General features: G+C 46.2%; 20 protein-coding genes. 9 read left to right on the forward strand and 11 right to left on the reverse strand.

What is annotated here, in order from left to right:
- Nucleotides 1–10: 10 nt before the first annotated feature.
- Nucleotides 11–931, reverse strand: coding sequence for an allantoinase PuuE (gene puuE, locus AB4486_RS06255; RefSeq protein WP_372116720.1), 921 nt, complete (start codon nt 929–931; stop codon nt 11–13).
- 411 nt (nt 932–1342) lie between these two features.
- On the opposite strand from puuE, the gene uraH reads away from it, so the two are divergent.
- From uraH to AB4486_RS06275, 4 genes are all read left to right on the forward strand, one after another.
- On the forward strand, nt 1343–1696 hold the full coding sequence (gene uraH, locus AB4486_RS06260; RefSeq protein ID WP_017083063.1) for a hydroxyisourate hydrolase: 354 nt from the start codon (nt 1343–1345) through the stop codon (nt 1694–1696).
- Nucleotides 1697–2208: 512 nt separating this feature from the next.
- Nucleotides 2209–3552: an NCS2 family permease gene (locus tag AB4486_RS06265; RefSeq protein ID WP_372116722.1), complete on the forward strand. Its 1344-nt coding sequence runs from the start codon at nt 2209–2211 to the stop codon at nt 3550–3552.
- Between the two features lie 224 nt (nt 3553–3776).
- Complete coding sequence (locus AB4486_RS06270; RefSeq protein ID WP_372116724.1) at nt 3777–5228, forward strand: nucleobase:cation symporter-2 family protein; 1452 nt, start codon at nt 3777–3779, stop codon at nt 5226–5228.
- A gap of 161 nt (nt 5229–5389) precedes the next feature.
- A complete protein-coding gene (locus AB4486_RS06275) occupies nt 5390–6751 on the forward strand; it encodes an 8-oxoguanine deaminase (RefSeq protein WP_372116726.1) in 1362 nt (453 codons plus the stop codon).
- Nucleotides 6752–6837: 86 nt separating this feature from the next.
- Here the strand turns inward: AB4486_RS06275 and AB4486_RS06280 are convergent, their stop codons facing one another.
- The 6 genes from AB4486_RS06280 to gcl form a co-directional block, all read right to left on the reverse strand.
- On the reverse strand, nt 6838–8274 hold the full coding sequence (locus tag AB4486_RS06280; RefSeq protein ID WP_372116728.1) for an amidohydrolase: 1437 nt from the start codon (nt 8272–8274) through the stop codon (nt 6838–6840).
- Nucleotides 8275–8541: 267 nt separating this feature from the next.
- A complete protein-coding gene (locus AB4486_RS06285) occupies nt 8542–9150 on the reverse strand; it encodes a TetR/AcrR family transcriptional regulator (RefSeq protein WP_372116729.1) in 609 nt (202 codons plus the stop codon).
- A gap of 163 nt (nt 9151–9313) precedes the next feature.
- The gene (locus tag AB4486_RS06290) at nt 9314–10624 is read right to left on the reverse strand and encodes a glycerate kinase (protein WP_372116731.1); all 1311 of its coding nucleotides are present in this window, start codon (nt 10622–10624) and stop codon (nt 9314–9316) included.
- Nucleotides 10625–10862: 238 nt separating this feature from the next.
- Nucleotides 10863–11759 carry a 2-hydroxy-3-oxopropionate reductase gene (locus tag AB4486_RS06295; protein ID WP_102556181.1) on the reverse strand — a complete coding sequence of 299 codons (897 nt, stop codon included), beginning with the start codon at nt 11757–11759 and terminating at the stop codon, nt 10863–10865.
- Between the two features lie 37 nt (nt 11760–11796).
- Nucleotides 11797–12573 carry a hydroxypyruvate isomerase gene (hyi, locus tag AB4486_RS06300; protein WP_017075254.1) on the reverse strand — a complete coding sequence of 259 codons (777 nt, stop codon included), beginning with the start codon at nt 12571–12573 and terminating at the stop codon, nt 11797–11799.
- A 117-nt stretch (nt 12574–12690) separates the two neighbouring features.
- A complete protein-coding gene (gene gcl, locus AB4486_RS06305; RefSeq protein ID WP_372116733.1) occupies nt 12691–14463 on the reverse strand; it encodes a glyoxylate carboligase in 1773 nt (590 codons plus the stop codon).
- A gap of 313 nt (nt 14464–14776) precedes the next feature.
- Between gcl and aceB the strand changes: the two genes are divergently transcribed.
- Together aceB and AB4486_RS06315 are read left to right on the forward strand one after the other, a co-directional pair.
- Nucleotides 14777–16402, forward strand: a complete 1626-nt coding sequence (gene aceB, locus AB4486_RS06310) for a malate synthase A (protein WP_372116735.1) — start codon at nt 14777–14779, stop codon at nt 16400–16402.
- Between the two features lie 101 nt (nt 16403–16503).
- The gene (locus AB4486_RS06315; protein ID WP_008220964.1) at nt 16504–16944 is read left to right on the forward strand and encodes a heme-binding protein; all 441 of its coding nucleotides are present in this window, start codon (nt 16504–16506) and stop codon (nt 16942–16944) included.
- Between the two features lie 99 nt (nt 16945–17043).
- On the opposite strand, the gene AB4486_RS06320 is transcribed toward AB4486_RS06315, so the two are convergent.
- Complete coding sequence (locus tag AB4486_RS06320; protein WP_010432677.1) at nt 17044–17526, reverse strand: MarR family winged helix-turn-helix transcriptional regulator; 483 nt, start codon at nt 17524–17526, stop codon at nt 17044–17046.
- 123 nt (nt 17527–17649) lie between these two features.
- Between AB4486_RS06320 and AB4486_RS06325 the strand changes: the two genes are divergently transcribed.
- Both AB4486_RS06325 and AB4486_RS06330 read left to right on the forward strand, forming a co-directional pair.
- Entirely contained in the window at nt 17650–18543 is an 894-nt protein-coding gene (locus tag AB4486_RS06325; RefSeq protein ID WP_372116737.1) for a DMT family transporter, read from the forward strand.
- A 331-nt stretch (nt 18544–18874) separates the two neighbouring features.
- On the forward strand, nt 18875–19789 hold the full coding sequence (locus tag AB4486_RS06330) for a DMT family transporter (RefSeq protein WP_372116739.1): 915 nt from the start codon (nt 18875–18877) through the stop codon (nt 19787–19789).
- Nucleotides 19790–19897: 108 nt separating this feature from the next.
- Here the strand turns inward: AB4486_RS06330 and AB4486_RS06335 are convergent, their stop codons facing one another.
- Genes AB4486_RS06335 through AB4486_RS06345 form a run of 3 tightly spaced genes read right to left on the reverse strand, consistent with a single transcriptional unit; the run spans nt 19898 to nt 22498 of the window.
- A complete protein-coding gene (locus tag AB4486_RS06335; protein WP_010432674.1) occupies nt 19898–21079 on the reverse strand; it encodes an MFS transporter in 1182 nt (393 codons plus the stop codon).
- Entirely contained in the window at nt 21069–22202 is a 1134-nt protein-coding gene (locus AB4486_RS06340; RefSeq protein ID WP_372100824.1) for a phosphotransferase, read from the reverse strand. Before AB4486_RS06340 ends, AB4486_RS06335 begins: the two co-directional genes overlap by 11 nt.
- Nucleotides 22203–22213: 11 nt before the next feature.
- Nucleotides 22214–22498: a GNAT family N-acetyltransferase gene (locus AB4486_RS06345; protein ID WP_004732803.1), complete on the reverse strand. Its 285-nt coding sequence runs from the start codon at nt 22496–22498 to the stop codon at nt 22214–22216.
- Nucleotides 22499–22772: 274 nt separating this feature from the next.
- On the opposite strand from AB4486_RS06345, the gene AB4486_RS06350 reads away from it, so the two are divergent.
- Nucleotides 22773–23519 carry a flagellar brake protein gene (locus AB4486_RS06350; protein WP_017067648.1) on the forward strand — a complete coding sequence of 249 codons (747 nt, stop codon included), beginning with the start codon at nt 22773–22775 and terminating at the stop codon, nt 23517–23519.
- The last annotated feature ends 93 nt before the right edge of the window (nt 23520–23612 follow it).

Here is a 23612-nt window from a genome sequence, read left to right on the forward strand (position 1 = left end):
GCTGTTCGTTCTAATTTTGTTGTTCGTTGTATGGGTGATGTTGGTGCCAGTGGTTGGCGATATCGATTCGACGACATAGCCACACGCTGTCATGCTGTTTTACGTAATCTAAGAAACGTCTTAATGCAGCAATACGACCGGGACGACCAATCAGACGACAATGCAACCCAACCGACATCATTTTCGGTGCGGTTTCGCCTTCCATATAAAGGGTGTCAAACGTGTCTTTCAGATATTGGAAGAACTGCTCACCCGAGTTAAAGCCTTGCGCCGTTGAAAAACGCATGTCGTTCACATCAAGTGTGTAAGGGATCACCAATTGCGGATGACCAGTCTCGGTGTGCCAATAAGGCAGGTCATCATCATAGGCATCTGAGTCGTAAAGAAAGCCGCCTTCTTCTGCGACTAAGCGACGCGTATTTGGACCTGTTCGACCTGTGTACCAACCTTGTGGGCGTTGACCCGTCACTTGTTGGATGATCTCGATCGCTTTGGTCATGTGGTCGCGCTCTTCAGATTCATCAATGTATTGATAGTCTATCCAGCGGTAACCGTGGCTACAGATTTCGTGGCCCGCTTCGACCATAGCTTTGGCTACTTCTGGGTGACGCTCAATCGCCATTGCGACAGCAAAGACGGTTAATGGAATTTCATATTCATCGAACAAGCGAAGAACACGCCATACACCCGCACGGCTACCATACTCATAGATGGATTCCATGCTGATGTGACGTTCGCCTTTGATCGGCTGTGCTGACGGGATCTCTGAGAGAAAGGCTTCAGACTCGTCGTCTCCATGTAACAAACAACGCTCACCGCCCTCTTCATAGTTCAATACAAAAGAAACCGCGACGCGCGCATTACCTGGCCATTGAGGGTTGGGAGGGTTAGCTCCGTAACCGATCAAATTTCTTGAATAATCCTTATTCATCCAAGTACTCCTAACATAAGTGGTTGGCTTAGCCGCTCTTTAAGTAAGTCACCAAATGATTCAACCAAATGGATTCTCGATAAACAGAGCAACCTTACCCCTGTACATTTATTGTATACAATTATTTATCTCAATGTAAAGATTTTGTTATTAAAGTCAAATTTACGTGCCATTATCACTTAAAAACAATAACTTAATAAAGCCAAAACTCACCAAAAAACGATAATCAAGATCTATAAAATCATAAAAAACGACACAATGGTTAACATTTTTCCAACAATTTGCTTTACTAATTGTGTACAGTTCGTACATAGTTAGTGATAACAAAGTGACCAGTTGCATTCTTTGCAAGGTCGAAACAGACAGATAAACCACGGAACAGAGGAGCGCCAAAAGCGCTATTAAAGGACTATGGGAAGACTAACAACACACGTATTAGATACGACTCACGGCTTACCGGGTGCAGAGATCAAGGTAGAGCTTTATAAGGTCAATGAAGACTCAACAGAAAAGTTGGCGACGGTAATCACTAACTCCGATGGCCGAACCGATGCGCCGATTCTGGCTGGGAATGATTTCCGACCGGGGAAATATCAATTGGTGTTTTACGTAGCCGATTACTACAGAAGTAAAGGCGTGGAATTGGATGGCGTGCCTTTCCTAGACGATGTTGTTATTCGCTTTGGTCTAGATGATCCAGAAGCGCATTATCACGTTCCTCTTCTCGTCTCGCCTTACAGTTTCTCAACCTATCGGGGCAGTTAGTCCCGTGTCCTAGAACTTCGAACTAGGCCCAACCATCGAATAATAAACAGATTCGTGCGTGCATCTAAAAAGATGCGCGCTCAGTAGGGTCTGTTGACCTTTCGAGCTGATTTTTGCAGCGCTTTGTGGAAAATTTCTACAAGGCAGAGGCTTTGATGTGTAGCTAGCCTACATGAGAAGCCGATAACGCAGTAGAAATGAACCACAAAGGCTGCCCGAAGGGTTCGGCTAGAATCGTTTTATGCTTTGTTAAGAAGTATTTACTTAGAGTGACTAGGCTACATACTCCTTGCCGCGCCTAAAACGATTCTATCTCGAACAAAATTTAACCGCGAAAGGTCAACAGACCCTCAACACGCTCATATAAAAATACTAATAACGTTATTAGTTAGAGAGTTGATGACTAATCAACTGATAGCTAAAGAAATAGCGGCTAGGAAAAACCTTAAAACTTAATATTGAAATCTCGCTGTATTCAATAAATGGATCACAACATAAAAGGACTTGCTGACATGAGTGAGAGTAAAACAGAAATACTCAACCAAGATGCGAACAACGGAATTTTAGAGAAGTTTTTTAAAATTAAGGCCCACGGAAGTAGCGTAAAAAATGAGTTAGTCGGTGGTGTCACTACCTTCGCAACCATGGCTTACATCATCTTCGTTAACCCACAAATCATGGCCGCTTCAGGCATGGATTCAGGCGCGGTATTCGTCGCGACCTGTATTGGTGCTGCGATCGGTTGTTTGTTAATGGGGCTATTTGCGAATTGGCCTGTCGGACTTGCGCCGGGCATGGGCTTGAACGCCTTCTTCTCGTTCACAGTAGTAAGCGAAATGGGCTACAGCTGGGAAGTCGCGCTAGGTGCGGTGTTTATCTCCGGTATCTTGTTCGTCGGGATGAGCTTTTACAAAGTCCGCCAATGGATCATCGAGAGTATTCCAGAGAGCTTGCGCTATTCAATGACTGCAGGTGTTGGTTTGTTCTTAGGTCTGATTGGCTTAAAAACAGCGGGTATCGTCGTCGAAAACCCAGCAACTTTGGTTTCATTGGGTGACTTCACGAAACCAGAAGCTCTGCTTGCTGCGATTGCATTCTTGATCATTGCGGTTCTGAGTGAGCGTAAAGTGTTTGGCGCGGTGCTTATCGGTATTTTGAGTGTAACGCTAGTCGGCATGATGCTTGGCCTAGTTCACTACGATGGCTTCTTCGCTGCACCACCAAGCTTAGCGCCTACCTTTATGGCAATGGATATCGCCGGTGCACTAAACGTATCGATGATCAGCGTTATCTTGGCTTTCCTTTTTGTAAACATGTTTGATACAGCTGGTACCTTGATGGGCGTAGCTGAGCGTGCAAACCTGACCAACCCTGAAACGGGCAAGATTGAAGGCCTAAGCAAAGCACTGAAAGCCGACAGTATTTCAAGCGTGGCAGGTGCGTGTGTAGGCTGTCCGCCAGTAACCAGTTATGTAGAGAGTGCAGCCGGTGTTGCAGCAGGCGCACGTACAGGTCTTTCAGCAGTCGTGGTTGGTGTGTTGTTCTTAGCGGCAATTTTCCTATCACCGCTTGCAGGCATGATCCCCGCTTACGCAACGTCTGGTGCTCTTATTTACGTCGCATTCGTGATGATGAGCAGCATGCAGCACGTCGATTGGAAAGACTTCACTAACGGTGCTCCAGCCGCGATTACCGCACTAATGATGCCACTGACCTTCTCTATCGCGAACGGTATCGCATTGGGTTTCATTACCTACACAGTGCTTAAGTTGGCGACAGGTAAAACCAAAGATGTGTCTATCTCGATGTACTTCCTAGCGGCTATCTTCATCGCCAAGCTAGTGTTCATCGGTTAACCCTAAAGCTCCTGAGCAGTCATTTCTTGATTGCTCACAACGTTGCTTGGCTGGTTCGCAAGCCAAGCAACAACATGATTTTTAAGAAAGCTAATTGCATTGATGACGAGAGAGCAGAAACCCTACCGATTCAGTGCACTTTTTTATGACCCTACGCAGTTTGTAGAAGTCATTATTTGACCGCCAATCGCCTGTAAACGGAAACGCAGGCAGAGGAATATCAAATGAAACTTCTGTACACCCTTAATGAAAGACCGCCCCATGGGCTAACCCTTCTACTTGCTTTACAACACATGCTCGCCTCGATTGGTGGCATCGTCGCTGTCCCGCTTATTGTCGGTGCTTCTATTGGCCTACCTAACACAGAGATCGTTTCACTGATCAATGCGGCGCTATTGGCTTCTGGTATTGTGACTGTCGCGCAATGTCTCGGTTTTGGCCCTGTTGGTATTCGACTGCCTGTTGTAATGGGCTCAAGCTTTGCCTTTTTAGGTGTGGCTATTTCCATCGGTAACGAAGGTGGTGTCGCCGCTATCATGGGCTCAGCACTTATCGGCTCATTCGTGGTAATTGGTGCCAGCTTCTACATGGACAAGGTTCGCAAGCTGTTCCCGACCGTGGTAAGTGGTGTGGTGGTTACCCTAATCGGCTTAACCATTTTACCGGTTGCCATGAACTGGGTTGGCGATTCTCCTGCCAACACGGAACAATTCGCCACGCTACCAAAACTGTTTCTCGCACTGGTCTCTTTGGGGATAGTGATTGGCGTATCGGTTTACTGTAAAGGCGCGGTTGCGGCCTCCGCTATCGTGATTGGTTTAGCGGGCGGTTACATTGTGGCGCTGTCACTCGGCATGGTCGATCTTGAGCAGATCAGCTCTGCTGCTTGGGTCGGTGGCCCAGAACCATTTAAGTATGGCTTTACGTTTTCTGCTAGTGCCATCATCAGCATGAGCTTGGTGTACATCGTGGTTATCGCTGAAGCAACCGGTGACTTCATGGCGCTTGGCAACAACTGCCAAACCCAAGTCAGCGGTAAAGATCTAAAACGTGGACTGCTAGGCGATGGTCTTGGTAGTACCTTGTCTTCGATTTTAACAGCGATGCCACTGGCGTCATTCAGCCAAAACGTCGGTATTGTGGGTATCACAGGTGTAGCAAGTCGCTATGTAGTAGCTGCAACCGGTGGCTTGCTGATTTTAGGCGGTTTATTCCCGAAATTAGCCGCTATTGCCGTCACGATTCCGAAACCTGTTTTGGGTGGTGTGGGCTTTGTGATGTTCGGGATGATTGCTTACGCGGGTATCCGCATGTTGATCAAGGCCGCAGACACCAAGCGAAATGCCTTAGTAATCTGTGTAGGTTTAGCGTCTGGCTTAGCCGTCACCTTCGAACCAAGATTGCTTCAACATTTGCCACACGATTTGGCCAATTTCCTTCACTCTGGCATTACGACTGGCACCATCATGACGGTTGTTCTTAACCTTGTATTGCCTAAATCTTCACGCGCAGAAGAACAAGAAGCGTTAGCCGAAAGCCAAGCGCAAGTTGAGCTAGAAATGAAAGAACAGGCTGAAGAAGAACGACACTCAAACGAGCAATTAGAAATTCAACAAGCAACAACAGAAACTGAAGTTCAAACGGCATCAGATAACCCTGAGCCAAAAACGAACTAGATAAATCGCTAACGAGCGTAAAACCGATTTCCGTAGAATCACGGGCGTAACGATAACAGTGAATGTCTCATCGCCCTTGATTTGAATTTATCTTTCAACAACAAATACCAAATAAAGACCCTCTTCCCTGAAAAGGCTGAGATGGCTAAGGACTACTATGAATGGAAACCATCTGGATTAAGAATCCTCTCGCAATCTACACTGGCTCGCAGGCTGATGCAGAAGGAGGAATCGTCATAAAAGGTAATAAAATCATTGAACTGGTTGGCAAACACAAAGAGCCGACCTTACCCGTAGATTACAGCGTCGACGCCTCTCGTCATGTTGTGACTCCTGGGCTTATCAATGCGCACCACCACTTCTATCAAACCCTAACGCGTGCCTACCCCGGCGCACTCAATAAAGAACTCTTCCATTGGCTACAAAGCCTCTATCCAGTTTGGGCCAACCTCGATTCGGAGATGATGAGCCTTGCCACAGAGTTAGCTCTGGTTGAATTAATGATGTCGGGCTGTACCACAGCGTCAGACCATCATTACTTGCTGCCAAACGGGCTAGAGCACGCCATCGATTTACAAGTTGAGGCCGCAGAGAAACTAGGTGTAAGAGCGATATTTACGCGCGGCTCCATGAGCCTTGGGGAAGATGAAGGTGGGCTACCTCCACGACACACCATTCAAACCGAACAAACCATTATCGATGACAGCCAACGCTTGATCCGCGATTACCACCAGCGTGATGAAGGGGCGATGATTCAAATCGCACTCGCACCTTGTTCGCCGTTCTCAGTCACCACCGATCTAATGAAAGAGACCGCTAAGATCAGTGAGCGTGAGAACGTGATGATGCACACTCACCTATGCGAAACGCTCGATGAAGAGGACTTCTGTATCGAGAAGTTCGGTCTACGCCCTGTCGATTACCTAGAAGATGTGGGCTGGCTGAATGAACGCACTTGGCTTGCACACGGCATTCACTTCAATCCAGAAGAGATCAAGCGCTTGGGTAAAGCAGGCATTGGCATCAGCCACTGCCCTACTTCCAACATGATGCTGGCTTCTGGTATTTGTAAGAACAACGACCTTGAAGCCGCTGGCGTGAAAGTCGGGCTAGGCGTGGATGGTTCGGCCTCCAATGACGGCTCCAATATGATTGCCGAAGTGCGCATGGCGATGTACTTACAGCGCCTGCAGTATGGCTCTGCTAACGTTTCACACTTTGATGCACTGCGCTGGGCGACATCAGGCTCTGCACGAGCAATGGGCAGAACGGATATCGGTACGCTAGAAGTCGGTAAACAAGCCGACATCGCGATGTTCAAGCTCGACGATATTCGTTTCTCTGGTAGCCACGATCCACTGGCTGCACTACTACTTTGTGGAGCTCAACAAGCGGATAAAGTGATGGTAGCCGGAAAATGGCGAGTTAACGATGGAGCAGTAATTGGAGTAGACATGGAGCAACTGATGCACCGCCACCATGCTGCTGCAATGAAGCTAGGTAAACTGGCGATGAATAATTAAATACTCTCTAACTAGAAAAGCGAAAAAAGGCCGACGTGATGTCGGCCTTGTTCATTCAGTTCGATTTTTAGAAACCGATTTACATCTTAATCCATCAAGCTCTTCGACTTAATCGCCTTCTTAGAAAGCTCTTTGGCAAAGGCTTTGATATCTGTTTCAAACTCATCGACGCTTTGGCGGATTTCATCCAGTTGAACGGTTTGCATTACACGGTTTTCCATTACGATTTGGCCGTTCACAATCGTCGTGTCGATGTTGCTTGGGTTCGCTTGGTAAACCAAGGTCGCGTAAGGGTCGTAATTTGGCATCATGTTCGCTGATGTTGTCTCTACAATCACGATGTCTGCCTTCTTACCCGCTTCAAGAGAACCGATTTGATCTTCCATGTGTAGGGCTTTCGCGCCACCTAATGTCGCCATCTCGATGACTTGTTCAGGAATCATGATGGTGCGGTCAGAATGCTTTAAACGTTGCATATTTGCCGCGTAACTTAGGGTGCGCATGATATCGACTTGATTTGAGCTCATTGGGCCGTCGGTTCCTAAGCCAATGCGCATGTCGGCACGATACATCTCCCACGCAGGTGCGATTCCGGTTGCGCCTTTAGCATTCGCCATTGGGTTGTATGAGATACCCGCGTCAGCTTGCTTGAGAAGCTTTTGGTCATTTTCTGAAAGGTGGATGCCGTGAGCAATCACTACACGCTCATCAAGCACACCGATTTCATCCATGTATTCGACCGGTGACGTGGCTTTGGTTTCGTCTTTGATGCGCTTTTCTTCATTCGGGAATTCAGCAACGTGAATCAGCACTGGCACATCGTATTGAGCAGACAGCTTGTTGATTTCTTGCAGCTTATCTTTACTCACGGTGTACACCGCGTGTGGTGCATAAGCAGGTGTGATTAACTCATCGTTTTTGTACTGCTCGATAAAACCTTTGGCATATTCAATTCCGCCATAAGGTTCTTTAGCATCGACCACTGGAAACTTAATCACGGTTTCACCGAGCACAGCACGCAAACCCACTTCTTTGGTCGCTTTTGCCATTTCGTCCATGTGGTAATACATATCGGCGTAAGTGGTTACACCGCTTTGTGCCAATTCGATAGAGCCAAGCTTAGTTGCGTTGTAAATCAGTTCACGGCTTAGCTTTTCGGCTTCTAGAGGGAAGAAGTAAGCGAATAAGCGGTTCGAGATGCCCTCTTCTCCTAAGCCGCGGAACGCGATCATAGGTAAATGGTTGTGCGCGTTAACCATGCCAGGCATAACGATTCCATCTTGAGCATCAATCACCTTTTCAGCACGGTACTGAGCAATCAAATCCTCATTGCCCACTGCGATGATCTGGTCGTTTTTCACCACTACCACGCCATCTTCAATCACATCCATTTCTGAATTGATGGTGAGAACCTGCCCGTTGGTGATGATCAAGTCGGCGTTGTATGTTTGCGTCGTGACTGTTGAACCGCAACCTGCAAGCAGAACTGCGCTGATGGTGCATGCCAAGCTTTTAAGCGTCATTGCTAAACCTTAATGTTATGCGTGTAATATTGTTAGCGACTTCATCTATAAGTTTCCAGCTTTTCGCTTTTCAGAAGAGTAAGTGCCGCCAATTTTCGCGATACTATAACCTGTCATTTAAATAAAATGGCATACCTAATCGAACCAAATTCAAGATAAATGAGTTATTGCACAACGGGTCACAAAAGTAGCTTTGCACATATGCTCACTCACATGCACAAACAAAAAAGGCCTGCAATCGCAGACCCAAAAAACATTCAAATAACGTTAGCTTTTCACACCACACCCTTTAATCAATAGCTGTATGATGAACTCAGCGGCATCTTCATAGTCCTTATCATCGAGCTTATCTTTCTGCATCACGCTGCAAATCTGCCATCCAAAATCAGCGTAGGTTTGAGTAGCCGCCCAGATGGTAAACATCAGGTGGTGTGCAGGGACGTCATCCATTAAGCCTTGTGCTGACCACGTTGAGAACTTATCGAGGATCATCTGGGATTGCTTATACAGCTCATCGCCAATCTCTTTCGGCAATACTTTAGCGCCAGACATCACTTCATTGGCAAATACCTTAGAGGCATGTGGATGATCGCGAGAAATGATCAGCTTGGTTTGAATATATTGAGACAAGGCTTCAACAGGATCGCTGAGCTCTTCAATCGGACGAGACGCTTCTAGTAAGGGCTGAGTGACGGTTTCAAGCACAGCGTTGTAGAGCTTATCTTTAGAGCTGAAATAATAGAATACGTTAGGTTTGGGAATGTCGGCCGCTTTTGCGATGTCAGCCATTTTTGTTGCGGCATAACCATGAGTGGCGAATTGTTCACACGCGACTTCGATGATTAAATCTTGATTCTTTTGTCTGATCCTAGACATATTGCATCCTTTACAGCTCGTTACTAAAATCATAGTAATCAACGTGCTTCATTAGTCCAGAAGATAATCTCAGAACTCAAGGTCACCGCATTGATAACAATAAAATGGCCGCTCTATTTGTTAAGAAGCGACCATTCCATACCGTGTTTTTGAACTGTTCAAGTTAAAGAATCAATATCGCTCTGAAGTCATTCACATTGGTCAGCGTCGGCCCCGTGGTAAGAAGCACATCGACTTGCTTGAAGAAGTCGTAGCTGTTGTTAGCATCGAGATAGTCTTGCGCTTTAAGCGACAAGCTCGAACCTTGTTGCCATGTTTGTGGGGTAATCCACGCGCCCGCATTGTCTTCCACGCCATCAATCCCGTCGGTATCAGCAGCCAATGCGAATATATTGTCTTGGCCTTTAAGCTCGTTATACAAGCTCAACAGAAATTCACAGTTACGCCCACCGCGACCATTGCCTCTAACGGTTACTGTGGTTTCGCCACCGGAAAGTATCACGCAAGGCGTCTCAAATGGGTGCTTATGATTAGCCACTTGCTTAGCCAGCGCTGCGTGAACTTTCGCGACATCTCGCGCTTCTCCCTCTATGCAATCACTCAACACATAAGCGGGAATACCTAAACCTTCGGCCTCTGCCGCGGCTGCTTCCAATGCCGACATCGGCGTGGCAATAATATGGTGCTCTGCGTTTTTCCAACAAGCGTCATCCGGCTTCACGGTTTCTGACTCTGGATTATTTAACCATTCAAATGCCGAGTGTGGTGTATCTATCTGGTAACGTTCTAAAATTGCCATCGCATCAAAACGTGTCGTGGTGTCGGGTACGGTTGGGCCTGATGCAATCACACTGATGTCATCGCCAGGTACATCTGAAATCGCTAAAGAGACTACTCTTGCTGGATACGCAGCTTTCGCTAGTTGCCCACCTTTGATAGACGATAAGTGTTTACGCACACAGTTCATCTCATCAATGGCGGCGCCTGATTTAAGCAACGCTTTATTGATTTGTTGCTTCTCTGCCAAGCTGATGTCGCCACCGGGCAGACTCAGTAATGCGGAGCCACCTCCTGACAAAAGACATATCACGGTGTCGTCTTCACTGAGGTTACTCACCAACTCCAACATCCGGTGACTGACTTCAAGACCCATCGCATCCGGAACGGGGTGCGCCGCTTCGATCACCTCGATGTACTCACAAGACGCGAGGTGCTCATAGCGAGTCACAACCAAGCCTTCTAAATCACGTAGTGCAAGGTCTTGTTGTTTCTTTGCCTGCCAAACCGCTTCCAGCTCGGCGGCCATCGACGCGGCTGCTTTTCCTGCCCCGATAACGACAGTACGCCCGGCTTGATTAGCAAAGCGATAGAAAATGTCTTGAGGAAGAAAAGGTTCGATGTGATTTTTAGGTAGCGCCTGATTAACAGCACTTGAGAAAAGGGTTTGTAGAAACTGCTTAGCATCAATGTCCATCAGCCACTCCTTAGTTGACGGAGAAAAAAAGAACCCCGATACAAGGCTAGAGGGTGCCTGCTAAGATCAAGTTAGAAAGGAACAACTTCAACCTCTGCCTCGTATCAGGAACGCGTATAAAAGGAGACGAAACTACGCGATTTATAAACAAACTGTTGGGCTACGAATCGATTGCAGCCCTAATTAACGGATAATCGGTAGATTGACTAACCACTAAACGGATAAACCGTTAACTAGATTAACGAATCGAGTGGTCAGAACGTTTCTCAATCGCTTGGATAAGCGCAGAGTGGTCCCAACCTTCACCGCCCATTTCGGCACACTCGCCAAACAACTCTTGAGCGTTAGCCGTATTAGGTAGTGCAACCCCTAGCTCTTGTGCGCCCGTTAGCGCTAAGTTGAGGTCTTTTTGGTGAAGTGAGATTCTAAAGCCCGGGTCGAATGTGCCTTCAACCATACGCTCACCGTGCACTTCCAATATCTTAGAGTTAGCAAAGCCACCTAATAGCGCTTGACGAACTCGTGCTGGATCAGCACCAGCTTTTGAAGCAAAGACTAACGCCTCAGACACGGCTTCGATATTCAGAGCAACGATGATTTGGTTTGCGACCTTACAGGTTTGACCTGCACCGTTATCACCCACCAGCGTGATGTTCTTACCCATGATTTCAAATAGCGGACGTGCTTTGTCAAAGGCGTCTTGCTCACCGCCCACCATGATAGTCAGCGCTGCATTAATAGCGCCTACTTCGCCACCTGATACCGGTGCATCAAGGTATGAAGCACCACCTTCATTGATTCGCGCTGCAATTGCTTTGGTCGCGATTGGCGAGATCGAACTCATGTCGATAACCAGTTTCCCCGTTGCGCCACCCGCCGTTAGGCCTTTCTCGACGCCGTTGTCACCAAACAGGACATCTTCAACTTGTGGTGTATTCGGCACCATTAAGATAACGATATCTGCTGCTTCAGCCGCTTCCGCTGGTGAATGACAGACCGTTGCGCCCGCTGCCACAAGGTCGGCAGGTGCTGCATTAAAGTGATCCGACAGAATCAAATCGTGACCTGCTTTTTGAAGGTTACTCGCCATAGGTTTACCCATGATGCCAGTTCCGATAAATGCAATTTTAGACATGTTGTTCTCCTTAACGTTTGAGGGTTACCAGACTCAATTAACGGTACTGGTGCAGCCAACCAAGGCCTTCTGTCGTTGTTGTTTTTGGCTTGTATTCGCAGCCAACCCAGCCTTGATAGCCAAGCTCATCAAGATAATTGAGCACGAATGGGTAGTTGATTTCGCCAGTACCCGGTTCGTGTCGGCCTGGATTATCCGCCAGTTGCACGTGTGCGATTTGGCCAATATTTTGTTGCATGGTCGGCGTAAGATCGCCTTCCATAATTTGCATGTGATAAATATCGTATTGGATAGAAAGGTTATCGCTCCCTACCTCTTTGATGATCGCTTTAGCTTGCTCTGTGGTGTTTAAGAAGAAGCCCGGAATATCGCGTGTATTGATCGCTTCTATCACTAAGCTGATGCCTTCTGCTGCTAGCGCGTTCGCCGCGTAATGCAGGTTAATCACAAACGCCGATTGCGCGTCTTGTTGGGTCACACCTTGCGGAACAATCCCCGCCAAGCAATTCACTTGAGTACAACCGAGCGCTTTTGCGTAAGCGATGGCTTTAGGTACACCCGCTTGAAATTCTTCAACTCGTGCTGGGTCGACCGCGATACCACGATCGCCAGCATCCCAATCACCCGCAGGCAGGTTGAATAGCACTTGCTCTAAGTTGTTAGCATCGAGCTTTGCTTTGATTGCCTGAGCATCAAAGGCGTAAGGGAAAAGGTATTCCACACCTTGAAAGCCCGCTTCTGCGGCAGCTTCAAAGCGGTCCATAAAATCAACTTCCGTGAATAACATTGACAAGTTTGCTGCAAATTTTGCCATGACTCTGTCCTTATTCTTTATTTTTGAAAATCTGGTTATTTGTAGTAGAGCCTCGCTCTATTGGAGGCTTTTCCGTAGAGCTAAGCCTCAGCTCTACGGATACACATGACTTAATGATTACTTGTACGCCAGCGCCGTTGGGGCATCGCCGCGGCTTTCGGCAAGTGGCTCAAATTCATTAATAGCATTGATCTCAACGCCCATCGCAATGTTGGTTACTCGCTCAAGAATTAGCTCAACAACAACCGGTACTTTATGCTTATTCATCAACTCTTTGGCTTGTTCAAACGCAGCGGTAATTTGCTCTGGTTCACGAACTCGAATCGCCTTACAGCCTAAACCTTCAACAACCGCGACATGGTCAACACCGTAGCCTTCAAGCTCTGGCGCGTTCTGGTTATCAAACGCCAGTTGTACACAATAATCGATATCAAATTGGCGCTGCGCTTGGCGAATCAAACCTAAGTACGAGTTGTTCACTAACACATGAATGTATGGCAAGTTGAACTGCGCACCTACCGCCAGTTCTTCGATCATAAATTGGAAATCGTAATCTCCAGAGATAGCAACGATATCGCGATCTGGATCAGCAGCTCGTACGCCTAATGCGGCTGGCGTTGTCCAACCCAATGGGCCAGCTTGACCACAGTTGATCCAGTTACGCGGCTTATAAACATGCAGGAACTGAGCCGCAGCGATTTGCGACAAACCAATGGTGCTCACATAGCAAGTATCACGACCAAACGCCTTGTTCATCTCTTCATAAACACGCATCGGTTTCATTGGTGCTTCATCGAAATTGGTTTTACGCAGCATGGTCGATTTGCGTTCCTGACACTCGCTTGCCCAAGCATTTCGGTTCGGCAATTTGCCAGCGTCACGCCACTCTTGCGCCACTTCAACCATTAGCTCTAGCGCTGCTTTCGCATCAGAGACAATGCCTAAATCTGGGCAGAACACGCGACCGATCTGGGTCGGTTCAATATCAACGTGAACAAACTTTCGGCCTTCGGTGTAAACATCGACAGAGCCGGTATGACGGTTTGCCCATCGGTTACCGACACCAAACACAAAGTCAGAGTTGAGCATGGTTTCGTTGCCGTAACGGTGAGACGTTTGTAGCCCTACCATGCCTGCCATTAATTCATGATCATCTGGGATCGAGCCCCAACCCATCAAGGTTGGAATCACAGGAACTCCAGTGATCTCGGCAAACTGTTGCAACAATTCAGACGCACCAGCATTAATCACGCCACCGCCCGATACAATCAGCGGTTTCTCCGATTGAGACATCATGGTTAATGCTTTCTCAACCTGCGCGCGAGTTGCTTGCGGTTTGTAAGGTTCTAGCGGTTCATAGGTATCGATATCAAACTCAATCTCAGCCAGCTGAACATCAATCGGTAGATCTATCAGGATTGGCCCCGGGCGACCCGAACGCATCAAATGAAAGGCTTTTTGAAATGCGCGTGGCACTTGTGCAGGTTCCTGCACCGTGGTTGCCCATTTAGTGACTGGTTTAGCGATAGATTCAATGTCGACCGCTTGGAAATCTTCTTTATGAAGACGAGCACGGGGCGCTTGGCCTGTGATACATAGAATTGGAATCGAATCAGCAGACGCAGAATAAAGACCCGTGATCATGTCCGTTCCCGCAGGACCAGAAGTACCAATACACACACCTATATTGCCTTGATTAGTACGCGTGTACCCTTCAGCCATATGGGATGCACCCTCTACGTGACGAGCTAAGACGTGGTCGATTCCTCCGAGCTTTTTCATAGCCGCATACATAGGGTTTATTGCTGCGCCGGGAACACCAAATGCGATGTCTACACCTTCACGTTTAAGCACTTCTACCGCTGCTTCAATCGCTTTCATAATTGCCATTCGAACCTCCAGTTCAGATTGTATACAATTAAACTAACTTTTGTGTACTATGAACCATCCTCGCTATTTATCAACCCCAGAATGAAACAATTTCGTTACATCAACCCATCACATTAAGTACGCACTCATCCTGAAAAGCTTACAATTCATTGCTTTACATAAAATATCTTTACGTGAAAATAAATTACAAAAAGATCAAATGATAAATAAATGTTAAATACCGTTTGCTTGTTTACAATTTCTACAATATAAATATCCTTAAAAAGAGCATTTTGTATACAAAGTGGCATCGTATTGTTTAAAGGAGACAACAATGATGAATGACATAAAAGAGAGAGAAGAAGTACAATGTATGCAGGTACTTGGGAAGATGGACAACTCCGAGTACAAAGAGATCTTGTCTAAAGATGCATTAAAATTCTTAGAAGCTCTCGTCAATAAGTTTGGAGATCGCCGTCATGCCCTGCTAAGTGACCGCGACGTAAAACAAGCTCAATATGACGAGGGTGAGTTACCCAATTTCAGAAAGGACACCATTTCCATTCGCCAGAATAAAGAGTGGAAAGTGGCGACACCGCCACCAGAGCTACTCGATCGCCGAGTAGAGATCACCGGGCCTATCGAAAGAAAGATGGTGATCAACGCGCTAAACTCAGGCGCGAAAGTCTTCATGTGCTGCTTTGAAGATGCGTCTTCCCCGACTTGGGCCAATATGGTCGAAGGGCAAATCAACCTAAGAGACGCCAACCTTGGCACCATTAGCCATTTCGATGAGAAGAAGCAGAAGCGTTACCAATTAAACGACGATCCTGCACTGCTGATCGCTCGCCCACGAGGGATCCACCTTCCTGAGCAATCCATCCAATTCAACAATCAGCCTATCGGCGGTTGCTTGATGGACTTCGCTTTGTACTTTTTCCATAACTATCAATCACGAGCACAACAAGGTTTAGGGGTTTACTACTACATTCCAAAACTTGAGAGCATGGAAGAAGCACAGTGGTGGGACGATATTTTCAGCTTCACCGAAAACTATTTCCATGTACCAAAAGGCACCATTCGCGCGACAGTATTGATCGAAACACTACCAGCCGTATTCCAAATGGAAGAGATCTTGTACGCCATGCGTGATCACATCGTTGCGATGAACTGTGGCCGTTGGGATTACATCTTCAGCTATATCAAAACGCTGAAGAACCATAAAGACCGCATCCTGCCAGATCGTCACGGAATCGGCATGGATCAAGAATTCCTTAACGCCTACAGCCAACTGTTGGTACGCACTTGTCACGCTCGCGGCGCACTGGCAATGGGTGGGATGTCAGCCTTTATCCCAGCAAAAGACCCGCAAGAAATGGCGCGTGTAACCGCCAAGGTTATCGAAGACAAACAGAGAGAGTCTCAAAACGGACACGATGGCACATGGGTCGCGCACCCTGCACTGGTTGATTTGGCAATGTCGATCTTTGATAAGCACTTAGATGGCAAAGTAAATCAAATGGATTTCCAAAGCCCAGAGCATGTGATCAATGCAGACTCGTTGCTAAAACCTTGTGAGGGCAGTCGCGACGAAGCAGGAGTACGTAAAAATATACGCATCGCGCTGTATTACATCGAAGCATGGATTCAAGGCTACGGTTGTGTGCCTATCTACGGACTTATGGAAGATGCCGCCACCGCAGAGATCTCAAGAGCCAATATCTGGCAGTGGATCCACCACGGTGTCACGCTTGATGACGGCCAAACCTTTACCAAATCACTATTCCACTCTTGGCTTTACCAAGAGCTAGACACAATAAAACATGAAGTCGGAGACTCGCGCTATGCAGCAGGTCGATTTGAAGAGACAGCCGATCTTTTCTATCAACTTTCTACAGCCAAAGAGTTCGCTGCCTTCCTAACTTTACCCAGCTATGGGCTATTACAAGAGTCCAGTTAGGACTCTTGTACCGAGCTGAATCAGTCAATGATATTCACAACAAGAGTAATGATTGGCAGGCTTAGCTTGGTACAAGGCCCCTTGAAAAACTAGGAGATAACATGGGAAGTTTGACTCTACAACAAGCGTTAACCATCATCGATGGAACCTTAAAAGCAGGAAACAAAATCCACACAGAACCTTTGACGGTCGCCGTCTTAGACAGCGGTGGCAAGCTGATTTCTCTGCAACGTCAAGACGGCTCTAGCATGATGCGACCAGACATCGCGATCGCTAAAGCGTGGGGGGCACTCGCACTGGGTTGTTCCTCTAGAAAACTCGCCCAAGATGCTGACAACCGACCAGCATTTATCTCCGCCGTAAACGTGCTCGCGCACGGAAACATGGTGCCAGTTCCTGGGGGGCTACTGATTCGAGACAAGGATAAAACGGTATTGGGTGCTATCGGCGTGAGCGGTGACATTTCAGACATTGATGAAAGCTGCGCCATTAATGGTATTGGCTGCGCAGAACTGTTCAGTGATGAGATGCTGCAAGCTTAACTCGCTAACTCTCTGTACTTGAAATTCTTAGACAGGAACAAAAAAACCGAAGCGATTAGGCTTCGGTTTTTTATTGAATCTAAAGGAAGATCAGAAAAACTACTCGTACGCGCTCAACCATGTTTTCAGCAGCTGGTTAGTATTTTTCTTCTGGCTCGCAGACAGAGATTTCACAAGCTTCTTCTGCGTTTCAACATGCTCAGTCATCATTTGGTCAATAAGAATAAGACCATCTTTTGTTAACTGAACACTCACGCTGCGTCTGTCTTCTTTACTGTGCTCACGACTGATCAGCCCTTTGGCTTCTAGCTTATCAAGGCGATTGGTCATCGCGCCAGATGTCAGCATCATGGATCCAATCAGTTCAGATGGCGTCAGTCGGTAAGGCTTCCCAGAACGTCGCAACGTCGCCAGCACATCAAACTCACCCAGCTTCATGTCGTATTTTTTATGAAGCTCGGCAACTTGCGTCTCCATATACTTGGCAATACGCATAATCCGGCCCATCATTGCCATAGGCTCAGTTTCTAGCTCAGGCTTTTCCTTTGCCCATTGCTCTACTACGCGGTCGATAGCATCCATTTGCAATCTCGCTCCGTTATTAGTCTGATTACTTCAAACTAGTTTAACATAAAGATACTTTACAACCACTAGTTCTCAGTATACAGTTCACACAATAGTTATCTTAACGTAAAGATATTTCAGATGAACATATTATTAGCAATGATCCCCGCATTCTTTTGGGGAACAACCTATGCAGTGACGCAATTTACGCTACAGGAGTGGCCACCATTATTATTGGGTGCTTTGCGTGCGTTACCTGCTGGTTTGTTATTGCTAGCGGTAAAACCAACACTGCCTAAAAAAGGTGAGTGGCAGATCATTTTCACATTGGGCCTTATCAATATTGCGACCTTCTTTGGCTTGATCTTCGTAATGGCGTTAACGCTACCTTCGGCAATCTCTGGAGTGGGCATGATCTCCGTGCCGGTGTTCGCGATGATCTTCCACTGGGTAGTGAAAAAGCAACGCCCACATTTGATTCAAGCACTGTCTGGTATTGGCTTGATCACCTTAGCGTGGATATTGTTTAATCCAAGTCAGATCGCATTAAACCCGATCGGTTTAGGTGCCATGTTCGCGGCAATCATGTGTATCGTCATCGGCAGCAGCATTACCAAATCACTGGGTAATCGCATGCATTGGTGGAAGGTATTAACGTGGCAACTGATTTTGGGTGGTACGATTTTATCTGTCGCATCTGGCGTTCATGCCTTCATCGACCCACAGCCTTATATTAATGCTGTCACTCATTTCGATACTCGCAACGCTATGGGACTCGTGTGGGTGATTGGCCTAAACACAGCGCTGGGTTACGGTATGTATGTGTGGTTACTGCAACGTATGTCAGTGGTTGATTTCACCTTCGGTGGTATCGCCAACCCAGTAGCTGGCATCGTGACCGGTATGGTGTTAATGGGTGAATCATTTACTCCAGTCCAATATTCACTAATGACCGGCATGATAGTGATGTCGCTGCTACCGCAACTTATTCTGGCAGTAAGACAGTCCAAACAAGTTAAGCCTGTTACGCAGTAGATATCGCCTCTTAAACGTATTGATCAAAAACGCGCCTAATTGTAGGCGCGTTTTTGTTGCTACGCAGAAAGCAAGAACCTAACAGCTATACTCACCGAGTTGATCATTTCTTGAACCAAATTAAACCTCACAAAGAATAATGACTTTACTTAAACTATCTAAAGTGAATTTATTTTCTATAAAATAATTATATTAGAGATTTAATTTCCACATAAAACGTAAATTAGAGATAAAAAGACAAAACTTTTCTCCGACTACCTTTTTATACTGTGCCACGTCATTAAGGCGCTACAAGCCTATGATTTAAAATAATTATTAATGAGTAGTCACCATGAATTCGAAGTCGCTAACTATCTTGCTTTTTGTCTCTGTTTGCTTAATTTGGGGAACCACTTGGTTCGCTATGGAAGTAGCATTGCATTCTATCCCACCTATTTTTGCTACTGCGTTGCGCTTTTTACTTGCAGCACCTCTGCTTGCGGTATTGGCGAAAGTCTTCAACCAACCACTGCTGTTCCCTAAAGGTAAGCGCCAATGGCTGCTTATTGTTGCGCTGATGTATTTCGCGATTCCGTTTACGTTGATGATCTATGGCGAGCAATACATCTCTTCAGGTTTAGCGTCGATCATCTTCGCCAACATGCCTGTCGCTGTGATGCTGATGTCTGGCTTATTCTTAGGTCTACGACTGGCGAAGCACCAGATATTCGGTTTGATCGCTGCTGTTGTGAGCCTATGTTTAATCCTTGGCAACGAAATGCAGATGGGTGGCGATGACTACCTAATTGGCACGGTTTGCTTAGGCCTTGCTGTTGCGATTCACGCAGTTATGTATGTGCTGGTTCAAAAGCACTGCAAAGGTATTGAAGTACTGACCTACAACGCCGTACCGAGCCTGATTGCTGCTTTATTCTTATTCGCTGTTTCAGCTGTAGGTGAAAACGTGAATGTTGAATCCTTCACTGGGGATTCAATCTCAGCCGTGGTTTACCTAGGCTTTGTCGCGAGTGTTGGCGGCATTGTGGCTTACTTCAAATTAGGACAGGTTTCGACCCCTTTCCAAGCGTCTATCTGCTTTTTGATTTTCCCGGTAGTAGCGCTGCTAATATCTTGTTACGTCAACGGTGAAGTTCTGTCTGAACAATCATTGTTTATGATGATCCCCCTGCTTTGCGGCATTTTACTCACCAAGGCACCAAAGGGAATTTTCAAGCTGCGTACCGAATTAAAAACCGTAAGAAACTGATCCGCGTGAAACCTATTTTGCGGATTAGATATACATATCCCACATAAACAAAAAGCTCCAATATCACTATTGGAGCTTTTTGCTTATTTCATAATATCGAGACCAACATTAGCGCCAGCTAAACATTCGCACTTCGTTGCCCTCTTCAGGTTTCTTCGGAATGTTTAAAGATAGCGCTAGAGAAACCACGGCCATCACTGCACCAATATAGAAAACCGTTGCAGGAGAAGACAACCAAATCACACCAAACACCACTGGAATAACGACCGCTGCAATATGATTGATGGTGAAAGAGACACCAGCGGTTGATGCCATGTCAGCCGGATCTGCAATTTTCTGAAAGTAAGTTTTGATCGCTAGTGCCAATGCAAAGAACAAATGATCGACCACGTAAAGTGCTGCCGCCCACTCTGCGTTTTGCACTAAACCATAACCGACAAATACACCAATCAAACCGACATACTCGAAAATCAGCGCCTTACGCTCACCCACCACACCAATAAATCGACCAATACGTTTTGCGAACAAGAAGTTAAATAGGTAGTTGATTAAGAACAATAGCGTTATGTCAGCTGCCGAGTAACCGAATTTCTCTACCATCAGAAAGCCTGCAAATACGGTGAAGATTTGTCTTCTTGCACCACTCATAAACGTTAGTGCGTAGTAGAGCCAGTAACGCTTTCTCAATACCAGTTTCTTATTTTGTTGGGTCTTAGTCTGAAATTCAGGGAAACCAAAGGTCATCACCAAAACTAAAACAAAACCAATTCCGCCAGTGATGCCATACACCCAAGCAAAGTCGAGTTTGAGTTGCTCTAACATCACCCAAATGGAGCCATAAGTGATTAAAGATGCCAACGCGCCAACGGAGATCATCTTACCTAACATCTCTGGTGCTTCTTCTTTACTCAACCATTGTAGTGACAAAGACTGCTTCAGCGTTTCAAAATAGTGGAAGCCCGTCGACATCAAAATCGTAGTCAGCAACAGACCAGTGAGTGAAGGGAACAGACCCGTAATCGCGGTGCCTACAGTGAGCATCGCTAGCGATATCAACATAAAGCGTTGTTCACGTATGAAGGCCAGCACAAACACTACGGTAAACGCTAAGAAACCAGGTATTTCACGAACACTTTGCAGTAAACCAATATCCGCACCATCAAAGTTCGCTTTTTCAATCACGAAGTTATTAAGCAGTGCCATCCAGCTCGAAAACGCGATAGGGACAACAATCGAAATCAGTAATAAGAAGTTTTGCGGCGTTTTCCAGCTCGCGGTTCTATCGAACATTGACGGACTCCTGTTCGTCTAATTGAGTGAGCACTCGTAAGGTTAACTGCTCAGTATAAGGGTTGATCTTCCAGTGCTCTGGGCTCCAACCTTTTACGAAGCGTTGGAAATCGGACCATGCCACGTAAAACATTGGTCGCCATGCGGCTTCGACTTCATCAAATGAAAGCTGTGGTTGATAGTGCGCTAATGCTTCTTTCAAGTGCTGGAAGTAAGCACCTAGTACTTCTGATTCAAGCTCTGCGCAATCTTGTGGCCTAATCGCGCTGCTCATGAACAAGGCGACATCTTTCATCGCACAGCCGTGACCCACATATTGGAAATCGACCGCAGCCGCGCGTTCGCTTTTCGAATCAAAGCAAAAATTGGCGAGCTTAGCATCACCATGGACTAAGGTTTGATATGGACATTCTTTTAATAAACGGTCGATGTGCTTGGCTTGGTTCTTCAATGGTAAATCAGCCAAGGCATTGAGTTCATCAGGGCGTGTATCTAGATGCCAATAAGTACCGACTTGCCACAATGATGACAACTGCTCTTGATTGATATTGATGTGCTTTGCGTGAAAGTTAGCAAGCCATTTAAGGCAAGCATTACGTTGTTTTTGCTCTTCTCTTGTGTAACTAGATGCCTGATAGTCAGAAGCAGCAAGCACATCAAACTGAGAGATCAACGGGAAGCCAATATCCGCTAAGTCTTGCATCACTATCAGCCACTCATTCTCTTCTAGTTCACATTGCAGCCCAACAGGTACAGGGCAGCGCTCGTCCCATTGTTGGGTGAATGACTGATACCAAGCTGTTTCCACTTGGTAAGAGTGTACCTTTCGTTGGTGAGAGAGTTTGGTATTCCAACCCTTTGGGTGTTCAGCTTTATCTGGCAACGCGACATGTTTAACAATCACACTCTTGAGTTCCGCACTGCTTTCTTGAGAAAAGACTAAGCGAACTAACTCGCCGTATCCACCCCATAGGCGTTGAATCACTTGGACATCAAACCCTTCATGACAACCCAGCGAGGTCGCTATTTTTTGATAAAGCTCATTTTGATAAAGCTCTGGCTGATTTTGACTTGAACCCGCTTCAGGTTGAGCTCGATTATTCGACGATATTGATTGAGACATATTACTCGTTGTTATGCTTTATCGGATAGAAGGTGTGACCACTGTGGCTGCCTATTCATGTAGTGAACCACATAGCTACAAACCGGCACAATTTTGAAGCCCGCTTGTTCAATTTCAGGCAATACCGACTCCATCATCACCTTCCCAAAGCCCTTGCCTTGCAGTTCATCAGGAATGCGTGTCGACGTGATATGTAGTACATCTCCGTCCTTTTGATACTTAACGACCGCGAACTGGTTGGGCTCTAACTCTACCGTGATCTGGTTCACTTCTTGATCCCATTTTACTGCCTGCATTCTCAACTCCTGCAAATAATGGATACGACAAACAATTAAAGTTTGAAGTATGAATTCCTTGTAATAGACTAACGCAAGTGCATATAAATAAAACTAAGTACTTACAATCAAAGAAAATATTATTATAGCGTGTGGTTATAAATAAAATTCAAACCAATTAAAAGCACTCTATAAATTGCGTTAGTACACCTACTAAATCTAGCACGTAATAACCCCTTATTAGCAAGTTACCAATATAACTAACAGACGCATGTTGGCGCATGGAGAACATATAATGAACGCACCCCTGAAGAAGCCTTTGGAGCATAATCAGGCACTTCAAGACCCTCGTAATCGCACCGTTTCCACTATCAATAGCACTGATGCACTGGCCATGATTGAGCACGGCAGTGAGCTGACATTAAATGTCTCGACTCCCGTTGGCACGAAGTTTCTCGCCACCACCAGGTTTATCGGAACGCACAGTGATAACTGTATTGTGGTTGAGGTTCCCGAGGTATCCAATGAAGATCTGAACTTTTTCTTTCAAGAAGGTTTTTGGATGACCGCTCGTGCGTATTCTCTACGAGGTGAAGGCGCGCTTATCCACTTTAGAAGCCAAATTCACCATAAGATTGGTGAACCCTTCCCTATTCTTGTACTTTCAACACCAAGCACGATGCAAGTGACTCAGCTGCGTAAAGAAACACGCTATGAAGTGAATCTGGCTTCAAGAATCATCTTCAACGACCAGCGAGCAAACTGTGAGATAAGAGACTTATCGAAAAGTGGTTGTCGTTTCGTTACCTCACCAACCTCTCGTGCGATTCAGATTGCCGATCGCGTGTCTATTGAGATAACCCCTGAGAACTACAATGGCCCACTGATTCCGCCATTGCGAGGCATCGTCTGTAATTTACAGAAATCGACGCACTACGCTCGATACGGTGTCGAATTTGATGATATTGGCAGAGCTAACGCCAAACACTTATTGGCAAAACTGAAGTTCGATGGCACCAAGCTCTGCTTGCGAAACGGTTAACACCATTTAACACGCAACTTTCACCGAATACAGCAAGCTGACCAAATACAAATAGCTCACTGGTAAACCAAATCGTAACCAACAAAAAAGCCA

The organism is Vibrio sp. 10N.222.55.C6 (assembly GCF_041473395.1).
In the GTDB taxonomy this organism is placed as follows: Bacteria; Pseudomonadota; Gammaproteobacteria; order Enterobacterales; family Vibrionaceae; genus Vibrio; species Vibrio crassostreae_C.